The organism is uncultured Methanobrevibacter sp. (genome assembly GCF_947166415.1).
Classification (GTDB): domain Archaea; phylum Methanobacteriota; class Methanobacteria; order Methanobacteriales; family Methanobacteriaceae; genus Methanocatella.
In genome coordinates, this window is the sequence record NZ_CAMVEE010000021.1 from 25,567 (window position 1) to 37,752 (window position 12,186).

Below are 12,186 nucleotides of genomic sequence, written 5' to 3' on the forward strand. Positions count from 1 at the left end.
GATACGATGGCTGTTAGTCCAGTTCTAGTAGTTAAGATGGTTAAAAATAGTGCTGTTCAAGTTCGTGCAAGATTATATGACGATTTTGCCGAACACAACATTGTTTTAAACTCTGTTATTAATTATTGGTGGGCTAATAATTTACCACCTGCCGTAAAATTTTTAGAGCTTTTTGACTCAGCTATCAAAAGAACAATTAATGAAGTAATGCCTCATAAGGTCTTAAACCTCAAATATCAGGTCGAGGCTAATGAAAATTTGGAGGATGCCTCTGAAATAAGCATCGATTTGATTTCTGTTTCTGCCGATGGAGTCAGTTTCAAAATCGAGGAAGGTTCAATTTCTCTTGCAGGACTCAGGAAGGTCGAAGATGACTTCGAAGCCAAGATGTTTTCAGCAACTTTCGATCATGTTATTGAAACTCCAGACATTGTTCTAAAAAAGTATAAAGAGATGAAAAGTTAACTGCCAGATATGCTCTATTTTTTTAAGTGATAATTCCATAACTATTTTTTGATTGTCATTTCTTTTTCTTTTGAAGTTTAATGTAAAATTAATTTGGCATAAAATGGAGCATTTTCAAGGAATTGCTTGAAGCAGTCATTATCGTCAATTTACAATAAATTTCATGCGACTTTTTCAGATACTTGATGTTTTAATCAATCGAAGATTTGTTTAAATCCAACATCTTAATATTCTGATAGGATTGTCCACTGCATGTATATAAATTTTTAAAAAGAGATATTTTTGACCAATTTTGAAGTCTGAATTGGTCATAATGTAATTTCTGCAATGTGTTGGATCAATAGTTTTGCATCCTCTTTTTTGATGTCGTCAGATTCGCGAATGAAATTAATGAGATTTCCCTTTTCATCATCATTCAGACTGGACTTAGCCAATGTCTGGGCATAATTTCTTTTTGGATAGTATGTTTCCTTTGCGATTTTTATTAGCTCATCCTTTTGAGCCGGTGTGATTATATTTTCATCAGCCGCATTGGAAAAAACATAGTCCATGTTAATCAGCGGTTCGGAGAGGGCTTCCAAAGTTTGTGAATCAAGCATTACTGCAACATCATCATCTGAAACAACTTTTCCTGAAGCATATTGCTCATAGACATAACCAATACCATGCATTCCTAAGCTGTCAAGTTCTGAAGCCCTTAAAGCACCCATGCTTGACGCCCCATAAACTTCAACACCCTTTTTCATAACATCCAGTATTTCTCTGTGTCCCACTGCGGAATTCTGGTGAAAAATTCCGTCAATTATTCCAATGATGTCGGGATTTTCTTTTAATGCTTGCTTAAGGTCTCCCCTTTGTATAGGTTTTTTGTAGATAACCTCCACTTCGTCATGAGAGTCCAATATCTCTTTTGCTTCATCAAATGGAAGTGATAATCCTGTATAAATGATGATTTTTACCATGGTATCATACTTTTAAAAATCTGTATCCTGCTCTTGACGGGTCGATTGCATACAGTTCCATTTCTGGAATGATGACTCTTACAACGCTCACGTCAAGTTCGGGTCTTGTTAAATCAGTGTATAAGATTTTACTAATGCCGTTATCAACCAATTCGTTTTTCACGATTTCCATGTCCTCATTGATTGATGTGGTGGATTTGTTTTCGATATCTCCAAGGTCAATTTGGGTTTCCTCTTGTTTGAAATAGAATCTGTTTATTCTTTTCATTCTCTCATAACCTGCTTCACGGGCAAAGTCTGCTCTTACAGTATCTTCACGGGCACCATTAATCTGTGTTGCTCTGCTTTGTGCAACTTCTGTCAATGCTCTCAATATGGCAACTTCTGGGTCAAGATGTGTTCCCATTCCCAGAGTCAACAATCCTGCATCCCGTGTAATGGTGTCGTCTGCTGAAGCGGCAATGGTTGGAATTTTTACATCTGCAGTAAAATCCATTAGTTTGATTTTAATCCCCTCACTTTCAAATTTATCGATGGTTTCATTGATAAGTTCGCTTTCAATGCTGTCCAAATTGATTTGGGAATAGTTTTTGTGGGTCAATTCAAAGATGCTCCATGCATCTCTTTCAATCACCTCAAATATTCCATGCAAGATGGCTTCTTCCAATATGTTTCCGGAAGCAAGTCCATTGGTGTTTGATTTGAATAATCTTTGAATATTGCTTTCAGGTGTGTATGGATGAAATACTGCATTAGAAGGAACGTAGTAATCCTTGCCGGATATCAAATCATGGGTCAAACTCCATTCCAATTGCAGTGCATTCACATCTTCCTTTTCAAATTGCTGCGGCAAATTCAGGGATTTCAATTCGACAGGGTTCCCTTTTTCAGCAATTTCATCGGCAGTAGCTATTATGGTTTCGTCAGAGTCTTGCTTTTCTGAGGAATATCTTTCAAAACCTTCCATCATGGCGGATGCTTTTGCATGGTCTTTTGTAATTCCTTTTCCGCCGTAAATGCTGATTGCACCATCTTCTGCAGTTGGTCTAATTGCTGTAAAAACTGGCATTCCTATCCTGTCCAAATCGGTAATGTCTGCCACACGGGTTATGCCTGCGGTTTTCAATTTGTCTTCATTGATTTCAATGGTTTTTTTAGGAGCGATTACTCTGTGTGTTCCTTTGAAATAAGTGAGCTCTTCAGTCATTTTAAAATCCTATAATTAATCTAACAATATTTTCTACACCCATTGTCATGGACAATAAGGTCATTATTCCGGCAATTGCAAAAGTAATAATCCAAATTCCGAAATTCCAACTTAATACTTTTGATCCGTCTAAGTTTCCAATTGGCAATAGGTTGAACACGGCCAAAAAGCTGTTGATTGAGTATCCTATTGCACAAACGATGAATATCAATGCTGAAGTTGAAGAATGGAATGCGGAAGGATAAATTGCTGCTGCAACGCCTAAAAATATCAATGCAAGAACAATATTGACGATAGGTCCTGCAATGGAGATCTTACCGTTTATTTCATCAGTCATGTAATTTGCATAAGTATAGACCGCTCCTGGAGCGGCGAATACGAATCCGAAAAAGGATGTGATGAGTGCAAATAGCAATCCTTGAGGCCATAATTTGAATTCAGCCCAGTAGCCATATTTCATTGACACAAATTTATGTCCGAGTTCGTGTAAGATGAATCCGAGTCCTACACCAACCATGACGATTGGCAATATGGCAATGATTGCACCCACATCTCGCCCAGCATTCACAATTGCGAAACAAAGTGAAATGACGAAAAATGCAATTATTAAATCTCGTACTTCATTACGTGTAAATTTAAACATAATGTTAAAATATCTTATTTGACTTTAATATAATTATCTTTTTTAAGTTCATCAGGGTCTAATTATTTATATCTGTATATGTCAAAATATTAAATGAGGGGAAATGGATGCCTATTTTCAGATTGAAAAAAGTTTGGGATTACTGTAGTTATAACATGCCGTTTTTTATATTCGTGTTAATTTTAATATATATTTCAATGCGGATTCCGGATTTTTCGTCCAACGTTTATGGTTCGAATGTGGGGGCGGCAGTTAATTGGATAATTTCCATTCTTTTAATGGGTTATGGAATGTCAATAACTCGTGATAGGATAAATCATGGTTATAGGTTACCTAAAATAGAAATTGGCGATACAATTTTCCTTGGAATTAAAGCATTAATAGTTTTTGCTTTTTATCTCACGATTCAAGCAGCAATTTTGAGTTTCGTAGCATATTTATTTGACGCTCCGATATTCGATTTGGAAGAGTTATTTTTGAATTTAAATGATTATATGCATCTGTTGTATGCATATCCAGATCTTTCGATATCTTTTGTTCTTTTAGAGGGTTTTATTTTTTATGTAACAACATTCTTTGGAGAAATTGGAATAGCCAGAGTGGCAGACACCAAAAAGTTACTATCAGCATTTAATTTAGTGGCCATCATAAGAAGTATTAACATATTTGGCTGGAGAAACTATGCAAAAGACCTCACTTCAATTGTGATTGCATTGGTAATTCTAACATATCTTCAGTCTTTCATGTTTCCAATCCCAATGCTGGATAATCTATGGGAGACATTTCTTGGATTTTTAATATTTGCCACTCAATTTTTAGGTATTGGTGCGATATATTGCAAAATAAAGGACAAGGAAAAGGAAATGGAAAAATCTCAAAACGATTTTGATTAATCATTTTTCCCTATTTTTTTATAATACTTTTTCTAAAATATTAAATATGGATTTGCATGTCAATAATATTTTAAATGACTTGGAAAAAGATGATTTTCAAGCTTATCTGCTTACCAAATTTACAAATGTAGAATATATTTCAGGGTATAAACCAACCAGTTTTGCTTTTTGCATAATAAAGGAAAATCCAGTTGTTTATGCTTCGGGAATGGATATGGAATTGGCTATGAGGGATTCCATTATTGAAGTTAAGGAATACGTGTCTTTTGAAGCAATGATTAAGGAGCTTAAATGTGATGGCATCAATAGATTGGCCATCGAACCCAGCCTTCCTTTTAGCACTTATGAAAAATTCAGCGAGGATTTTGAAATAGGTTCTGGAACATATGTTGATAAGCAAAGAATGATCAAGACTCCTTTGGAAATAGAAAAGATTGCAAAAGCAACTGAAATAGCTCAAAAATCTTTTTTACAGTTGGACATTTTAAATAATGATGGCACTGAAAAGGAAGTTGCTTTTGACTTGGTAGGGCATATGATTAAAAACGGTGCAGCAAAAGAGTCTTTTGATACAATCGTTACAAGCGGAGCAAATTCAAGTTTGCCCCATGCCATTCCGCAGGATAAAAAATTGGATAATCCTGTTCTGATTGATTGGGGTGCTATTTTTGAAGGGTATTGTTCAGACAATACTCGTACAATGGTTTATACAGAAAAACAACATGAAATCTGGGATATTGTAGCTGAAGCACATGAAAAGGCAATTAAATCTATCCGTCCAGGCATCAAATGCTGTGATGTAGATAATATGGCTCGTGATATTATTTCAGAGTACGGCTATGGGGATAAGTTCATACATTCAACTGGCCACAGCTTAGGTCTGGATATTCATGAAACTCCAGGATTTTCCACCCGCGATGAAACCATCATTGAAAAGGGTATGGTCATAACGGTCGAGCCGGGAATATACCTTGAAGGTGAATTCGGTGTCCGCCTTGAAGATACTGTATCAATTTCAAAAAAAGGCAATATAATAGGAGACCTGCCACTGAATATTGAATAAAAAATATAGGCAACAGCACAAATGGCTAATTTCAGTCTGATAACAGTTTCATTTTATTTTGAAATACTCAAATCTGCAGGCATTAATGCAATACATATTCCGTTTCAAATTAAAAATTAGTTTCGGATTTTCAGAAGATACTGTGATTATCTCTTGAAAACTTCAAACAACGCCCTTAGTGTAATCAGTACAGGATATATCTCTAATCTGCCGGTCCACATGTTAAACATTCCAATGACCTTTAACGGCAATTCAATTGTTTGGGAGAGTTGTCCGATTTCCAAACCGACGTTACCTTGCATTGACATGGTGAAGAACAGGGAATTGAATGGATCATGGCCATATAAACACAGCAATGTCCAGGTAAACAGTATGCATAAAAAGTAAAGGGTTATATAGTTTCCGCTTTGTGTTGAGACTTTTTCTGAAAGTTTTTCACCGGAAATTTCCATTGGAACCACACTGCCTTCGGGAGACCAGATTTCACGTAAATTTTTGTAGATTCCCTTTGAAAATGTAATGACACGCATTAATTTGATTGCACCTACTGTGGATCCGTTGGAACCTCCCATCAGCATCAGCATCATTATGATGAAAAGTGCAAATGGAGGCCATGCGCCCAGTGCAGTTGAACTTTGAATGCTTGCTCCTGTGGTGGTGACAGCAGAAACTACTGTAAATAAGACCTCCATAGGAACGATGTGTGATACAAAATAAATTATAAGACTTGAAATGGCTATTAAGGAAATCATGACCTTGAATTGCAAATCCTGAATCAATGATTTTCCGCGGGTCTTAATAATTTTATAATGGACCAAAAAGCTTGTCGCACCCAGTATCATCAGAATCATTGTGATGAAATAGATCAAATCGCTTTGATAAAATCCAATATTCGCATTTTTTACACTCATCCCTCCAGTTGAAATGATACAGAATGTATTGCAAACTGAATCGAAAATTGGCATTCCTGCAAGCAGATATAGTATAATTCCAAAAACAGTATAAATCAAATAAATCTTCAATGTCTCTTTGATTGTGGCCTTTGTGGATGGTCTGATACGGTCTTCACGGGCTTCGGACTGGTACAATGTGGATGATTTATTTCCAGGTTTAATCAGAAAAGTTATTATCATAACAATAATTCCTAAACCGCCAACCCATTGCTGCAATGCCCTGAAAAAGAGTATGCTGTGAGGTAAAACTTCCACGTCACTGTATATGGTTATTCCACTTCCGGTCAAAGCAGACATACTTTCAAAAGCGGCATCTATAATGTTTATTCCGGTTATAAGATAAAACGCTAAAGCACAGATGAGGCACGCCCATAGCCATGATAATGTTGATATTATCATTCCATGTTTAAGGCGTATTTTATTGATGGTATATTTGTCCAGGACCTTTATGCAGAATAACCCGGAACAAATTGATATTAAAGCAGGTATGAGAAAACCTATTGCATTGAATTCCAGATATATCAAATCAACGATAATCGGAACTAAGCACAATACTCCAATTCCTATCATCATTATTCCAGAATTTCTGGCAATAATCAATACGTCGTTTTTATTAATGTATCTCATATCTAACCGGCCATTGATAAAAAGTGTGATAAATCATATAAGTATTTAATATAACATCATATAAATTTTTAGACAATTAAATTTTACTTTAGGCTAATGTTGTTCAGTGAATTCATATTAAAATAATTATTTTTCTCTGTAAAATTGCTGCAGTATATAACAAAGACTTTATATGTTTTTATACATGATATTATTTCATGAAATTTAAAATAATCAATTATTTGTCATTATTTTTAGATAATATTGTTCCTGAAAAGTATTTATCTAAGTTACAGGAATTTTTGCTGAGCGGAGCCATTTTTACAGATGCAAGTAAAGTTTTAGCAGTAATTATAATTTTTATTTTAGTTGGGGAAATTGCTTTGGTATTATCAATTACAATTCTAAACCTGCCAACTTCTGTATTGATATTTCCCTTTTTTGTAGTTCCGGGACTTTTCACATATGTCATTGTTCAGCAGGAAAAACGGTCTCAGGAGATTGAAAAAACAGCACCCGACTTTTTAAGGCAGCTTTCAAGCATGCTTCAGGTTGGACTCAGCTTTGAAAACGCAATGGAGGATATGTCGCAGTACGGAGAGGGTCCACTTTATGACGAAATGCGAAGAACCATCATCGAGATTCGTATGGGGCGCAATTTTGATGATGCATGGGGAGCAATGAGCAAGCGTTTAAAATCAACAGATTTGGAAAGGGTTTTTGGCATTATTTTGGATGGACGTAAATCCGGTTCAAGTATATCAACAGTATTGTTGGAAGTTTCAGATGATTTGAGAGATCTTTTAGCTCTTAAAAGGGAGCGCAAGTCAACCGTGATGATGTCTGTAATGTTTTTGTTGATATCGGCCATTATCGCAACCCCCTTTGCAATCGGCATGGTCAGCGTTTATTCTGGATTTATGCAAAGTTATGGGCTGGAATCGGAGATTATTTTAACCGCCCCAATAGCTGGTGAAATATACATGTTAATTCATTCGGTTTTGGTGGGCTTCATTATCAGCATCATAATGTATGGTGAAATTAAAAAGGGAATTAAGTTTTCCTTGCCTTTGGCGGCTGCATCTTTTGGAATATTTTATGTTATTTCTACATTTGGGGAAAATCTGCTTATGGGAGGTTTCTAATGGATGAAAAAGGCCAGGCATCAGCAGAATTTATTCTGTTGTTTGGTGGGATAATAGTCGTTGTTTTGCTTGCGATTTATATGTATAACAATTATGTCTCCAAGTTGAATGGCGAAATTTCATCAAAGGAGGTCAATGAATTCAATGATGGCCTGGAAAATATTAAAGACTATTTCAAATAAAAAATCAACCGAATAGATTACTATTCAAATTTATAATTGAAATAACAGTATAATGTGGGTGGTCGCAACTGTAGGGGGATGTAATATATTCCGTGCAGGTGTTACTGGATTTGCTTTGGGTCGGTTTCTGAGTTGTAATGAAATCTGCAACGCGAGAAAGATATAGTTTACATGCCATTTTTTCTGATTTATCCGTTTTTTATAATCAGATTTAAATATTATTGATTAGATGAATGTGAAATGAGCTCATATTGAGTTTTTTTCAATTAATTAAAAGGTGAACAAAAAATGGAATTATGGGAGATAATTAAGGATGCATTGGTTTATCCAATTAGTAATGTTGTTTCTTTAGCAATTTATATAGTTCTAGGTATTGTTTTAGGAATTGCTCTTACCGGTACTATTTTAGCTATTTCAGCAGGTATTGCCGCTGAAAATTTATTAGCAGTTTTAGGAATAGGTGTCATTGGAGGTATAGTCGTACTTCTTATTGGATTTATAATTACTGGATACGAACTTGATATTATTAAATATGGTATTGAAAGAAGTGATGAATCTCCAAAACTCGACTTTGTAAGACAATTTATCAATGGTGTAAAATATTTTGTTGTAAACATAGTTTATATGATTATTCCAATCATTGTTGGGGCGATTTTAGCGATTTTCTTACAACATTGGTTTGCTTCTGTAATAGATGCAATTATATCAATCGTATTCTCATTGGCATTAGTGATGGGAGTATGCAGATTGGCAAAAACAGAAGATTTGGGTTATGCTTTATCAATTGGTGATGCAATTACTGATATCTCAAAAGTGGGAATTGTAACAATTATCCTATTCATAATAATTATGTTTATCATAGTTTTAGTTTTATCCTTCATTGGAGCAGCTATTTCCCAATGGAATTCCATAATAGGCGGTATTTTAGTAGGCATATTAGGAGTTTACATTACATTCTTCGCTGCTAGAGCAATCGGTTTATTATACTCTGATGTATAAATAGAACTTATTAATTTAATCGAAGGTATTATATGAATAAAAAATTATTAATGGCGGGTGTCTTTGCGATATTCCTTCTGTTATCAATTTGTGTCATTTCCGCAGTAGATTCTAATGCGAGTGGCGATGTTGTTACACAAGATGATTCAGTTAAACAAGTTGACGACCCTATAAAACAAGATGATTCAGTTAAGCAAGCTGAAGAACCTGTAAAACAAGATGATTCAGTTAAGCAGGCTGACAACCCTGTTAAACAAAAAACAATTTCAGTTAAGGTAAAATGGGTTGGAGATTCCAGCAAAATACCTGGAAGCGTAACAGTAAAACTCATGCGTGGTGGCAGTGTTGTTGATACTGCAGTATTGAGTCCTGCAAATTCATGGAGCGCTACTTTTAAAGTAACTGGTGACGGAAGTTACAGTGTTGTGGAAAGTCAAAATGGATTCACAGCTTCTGTCAGCGGTAATGCAAATAGCGGTTTTGTAATTACAAATAAGATTGCATCAAATGATGTACTCGGTGCAGCTGATGATGAGAATGCGAACGATGGTGGCGATAATACTGCAGATGGTAATGGTCAAGATGATTCTAATCCTGCTGATGATTCCGCTAATGATGTTGGAGCTGACGATACCAACAACACTAATGATACTGATGACAATACTACTGATGATGTGGCTCCAATTGCTGATTCAACTCAAGATAATAATACTGGAGCATCTAATAGTACTGATACCAGTAAAAAATCAGAACCTGTTGCCAAACAAGTGGTGAAACAGAAAGTCGTTAAACACACTAAAAAGACTCCAACTAAAGTAAACCATAAAACAGGTATTCCAATGGTCATTTTAGTGTTAGCAGTGATGGTAGCAGCATTTGTTCCATTCGCACGCAGGAAAAAATAGATAATTAATTTCGTAGATGTCTAACATCTACTCTTCTTTTTATTTTTAAAATTCAATTAATTAAAATCAATTTACTAATTTTGGGATAGTCCAAATTCCGATAATTGAAAGTATGCAACATGAAATAATTGCCGGAGGATATACAAAGTAACCGATGATTATTCCTATTAAAACGACAATTATTGTGCAGTATAGAGGTAAGTGATTACCCAGTGCCACTTGCAGTGCTATATTTCCGGGATCTGATTTTTTTAGAAATTCCCCAATAATGATTGAAAGAATTGCAATCACAATAAAACTTAATCCATACATCAGTTGCGGGAAGAAAAGATAGAAATTTTCAGCAACGAATGTAGTTAGGTAAGGCAATAGTGAAAATACAAACAGGGTAATTCCCATTGTCCAGATGATATGCGCATCGATTTTATTCACGATACTGAATATGTTATTGTTGAAGTTCCAAAAATTGAAGCATACTACGAAACTTATTGCATAAATTAAAAACTCATATCGTATTTCATAAAGCGCAGCCCATGTGCCCGCGCTTGGAAGAGGCAGTTCTAAAACTATTATTGTAATTATAATAGCTAAAATCGCATCGATTAAAGCTTCAAATCTTTCAGTTTCCATTACTGGACCTCCTAAGCAATCTGCCAATCAATATCCATAAAATGATGGAAATCAAACAACAAATGTAAATTCCAGGAACATAAATGGTGTAGGTCAATATAAATCCTACAATCAAGACAATCACTGGGATGTGGTTTATTTTTGATTTGAAATTCAATTCATATAACTTTTGATTATATGGGTTGCTCCTATAAATCGCTCTTGTAGCAAGTGTGTAAAGAATATGGGTTGCCATAAAAAGTAATCCAAACATTGTTTCCGCGGGGATTGAATAAATGTCTCTTGCAAGCCAAATTGTAAAATACGGCAAAAGTGAAATGAAAAATGTCATAATTCCATAAATCCAAACGGAAGTATTGTCAATAGTATCAATAATCTGGAACAGATTATGATTTGCATACCAAATGTTGTACAAAACTAGGAAACTAATCAAATAAGCGATATACATGAATTGCAAATCTAAAATGCCGCTAAATGTTGGTGTTGTAGGTTGGGGAATCTTTAAAACAAGCACTGTTATGATAATTGCAATTATTGCATCAAAAAATGTTTCGAAGCGAGTAGTTTCCATAAGGGATTATTTATATTTTCCAATATAAAATATTAATTAAAGGTGATAAAATGGACATGTTAATTGGCGGAAAGCACATCTCAAGCGATGATTTGGAAGAGGTTATAAATCCATATAATGGTGAAGTGATTGATAGAGTGCCGATAGCACACAGGCAGACTGCAGACCTAGCGATTGATGAGGCAAACAAAGCCAAATCCTCACTGGTTGAAATGTCAGCATTCAAGGTTTCAAATAAACTGTTCAATGTAGTTGAAAAACTGAAGGATAACCGTGAAGATTTTGCAGAGTTATTGACATTGGAAGTCGGAAAGCCAATCAACGAATCATTGGTAGAACTTGACAGGTCAATCGAGACATTGAAATTGGCTGCTGAAGAGGCAAAGAGAATTTATGGTGAAAGCGTTCCTTTGGATGCGGGATTGAACGGTAAGGGCTTTTTTGCTTTCACTCAAAGACTGCCGTTAGGTGTCGTTGCAGCCATTACTCCATTTAACTATCCGCTTAACTTAACAATCCATAAAATAGCTCCGGCAATTGCCTGCAAGAATACAGTAATCATAAAACCTCCTACAGAAGCGCCTTTGACTGTAATGAAGTTTGCAGAACTTTTAAATGATGAATTCCCTGATGGGGTAGTAAATACAATAACCGGATATGGATCTGAAGTAGGGGACTATCTGGTTTGTTCTCCTAATGTCGATAAGATTTCATTTACAGGAAGCATAACTACCGGAATGATGATTTCACAAAAGGCAGGAATGAAAAAAGTCACACTGGAACTTGGCGGAAACGATCCTATGGTTGTGCTTAAAGATGCAGACATTGAAAAATCAGTAAAAGGTGTCATTAATGGTGCATTCCTGAATGCAGGTCAGGTCTGCATGGGCGTTAAAAGGATAATCATTGAAGAGGAAATTGCAGATGAATTTGCAGAAAAGCTGGTAAGCGAAACTGAAAAG

14 protein-coding genes are annotated in these 12,186 nt (G+C 35.4%); 8 read left to right on the forward strand and 6 right to left on the reverse strand.

Features of this window, described 5'->3' with window-relative positions; genetic code table 11:
* The first annotated feature begins 6 nt into the window (after positions 1 to 6).
* On the forward strand, positions 7 to 465 hold the full coding sequence (locus tag Q0W25_RS05920) for a hypothetical protein (protein WP_297825367.1): 459 nt from the start codon (positions 7 to 9) through the stop codon (positions 463 to 465).
* Positions 466 to 773: 308 nt separating this feature from the next.
* Here Q0W25_RS05920 and Q0W25_RS05925 read toward each other — a convergent pair whose 3' ends face one another.
* Genes Q0W25_RS05925 through Q0W25_RS05935 form a run of 3 tightly spaced genes read right to left on the reverse strand, consistent with a single transcriptional unit; the run spans position 774 to position 3,277 of the window.
* Positions 774 to 1,427 carry a TfuA-related McrA-glycine thioamidation protein gene (locus Q0W25_RS05925; RefSeq protein WP_298520131.1) on the reverse strand — a complete coding sequence of 218 codons (654 nt, stop codon included), beginning with the start codon at positions 1,425 to 1,427 and terminating at the stop codon, positions 774 to 776.
* A 4-nt stretch (positions 1,428 to 1,431) separates the two neighbouring features.
* On the reverse strand, positions 1,432 to 2,634 hold the full coding sequence (locus Q0W25_RS05930; RefSeq protein ID WP_298520134.1) for a YcaO-related McrA-glycine thioamidation protein: 1,203 nt from the start codon (positions 2,632 to 2,634) through the stop codon (positions 1,432 to 1,434).
* 1 nt (position 2,635) lies between these two features.
* Positions 2,636 to 3,277, reverse strand: a complete 642-nt coding sequence (locus tag Q0W25_RS05935; RefSeq protein WP_297825359.1) for a site-2 protease family protein — start codon at positions 3,275 to 3,277, stop codon at positions 2,636 to 2,638.
* 107 nt (positions 3,278 to 3,384) lie between these two features.
* Between Q0W25_RS05935 and Q0W25_RS05940 the strand changes: the two genes are divergently transcribed.
* Positions 3,385 to 4,170 (forward strand): DUF4013 domain-containing protein, encoded by a 786-nt coding sequence (locus Q0W25_RS05940; RefSeq protein WP_298520138.1) that lies wholly within the window; start codon positions 3,385 to 3,387, stop codon positions 4,168 to 4,170.
* Between the two features lie 46 nt (positions 4,171 to 4,216).
* Complete coding sequence (locus Q0W25_RS05945) at positions 4,217 to 5,233, forward strand: aminopeptidase P family protein (RefSeq protein WP_298520141.1); 1,017 nt, start codon at positions 4,217 to 4,219, stop codon at positions 5,231 to 5,233.
* Between the two features lie 146 nt (positions 5,234 to 5,379).
* Here Q0W25_RS05945 and Q0W25_RS05950 read toward each other — a convergent pair whose 3' ends face one another.
* A complete protein-coding gene (locus Q0W25_RS05950) occupies positions 5,380 to 6,813 on the reverse strand; it encodes a TrkH family potassium uptake protein (protein ID WP_298520144.1) in 1,434 nt (477 codons plus the stop codon).
* 197 nt (positions 6,814 to 7,010) lie between these two features.
* Here Q0W25_RS05950 and Q0W25_RS05955 point away from each other — a divergent pair, with 197 nt between their 5' ends.
* The 4 genes from Q0W25_RS05955 (at position 7,011) to Q0W25_RS05970 (ending at position 10,023) form a co-directional block, all read left to right on the forward strand.
* Positions 7,011 to 7,937 carry a type II secretion system F family protein gene (locus Q0W25_RS05955; protein WP_298520148.1) on the forward strand — a complete coding sequence of 309 codons (927 nt, stop codon included), beginning with the start codon at positions 7,011 to 7,013 and terminating at the stop codon, positions 7,935 to 7,937.
* On the forward strand, positions 7,937 to 8,119 hold the full coding sequence (locus tag Q0W25_RS05960; RefSeq protein WP_298520151.1) for a class III signal peptide-containing protein: 183 nt from the start codon (positions 7,937 to 7,939) through the stop codon (positions 8,117 to 8,119). Before Q0W25_RS05955 ends, Q0W25_RS05960 begins: the two co-directional genes overlap by 1 nt.
* Before the next feature lie 288 nt (positions 8,120 to 8,407).
* Positions 8,408 to 9,118: a DUF4013 domain-containing protein gene (locus Q0W25_RS05965; protein WP_298520154.1), complete on the forward strand. Its 711-nt coding sequence runs from the start codon at positions 8,408 to 8,410 to the stop codon at positions 9,116 to 9,118.
* 32 nt (positions 9,119 to 9,150) lie between these two features.
* Positions 9,151 to 10,023: a Cna B-type domain-containing protein gene (locus Q0W25_RS05970; protein WP_298520157.1), complete on the forward strand. Its 873-nt coding sequence runs from the start codon at positions 9,151 to 9,153 to the stop codon at positions 10,021 to 10,023.
* Between the two features lie 66 nt (positions 10,024 to 10,089).
* Here the strand turns inward: Q0W25_RS05970 and Q0W25_RS05975 are convergent, their stop codons facing one another.
* Both Q0W25_RS05975 and Q0W25_RS05980 read right to left on the reverse strand, forming a co-directional pair.
* The gene (locus tag Q0W25_RS05975) at positions 10,090 to 10,653 is read right to left on the reverse strand and encodes a TMEM175 family protein (protein ID WP_297825336.1); all 564 of its coding nucleotides are present in this window, start codon (positions 10,651 to 10,653) and stop codon (positions 10,090 to 10,092) included.
* Positions 10,643 to 11,224 carry a TMEM175 family protein gene (locus tag Q0W25_RS05980; RefSeq protein WP_298520160.1) on the reverse strand — a complete coding sequence of 194 codons (582 nt, stop codon included), beginning with the start codon at positions 11,222 to 11,224 and terminating at the stop codon, positions 10,643 to 10,645. The genes Q0W25_RS05975 and Q0W25_RS05980 overlap by 11 nt, the downstream gene beginning before the upstream one ends.
* A 50-nt stretch (positions 11,225 to 11,274) precedes the next feature.
* Between Q0W25_RS05980 and Q0W25_RS05985 the strand changes: the two genes are divergently transcribed.
* Positions 11,275 to 12,186: aldehyde dehydrogenase family protein (locus Q0W25_RS05985; RefSeq protein WP_298520165.1), on the forward strand; the 912-nt coding region annotated here is incomplete at its 3' end.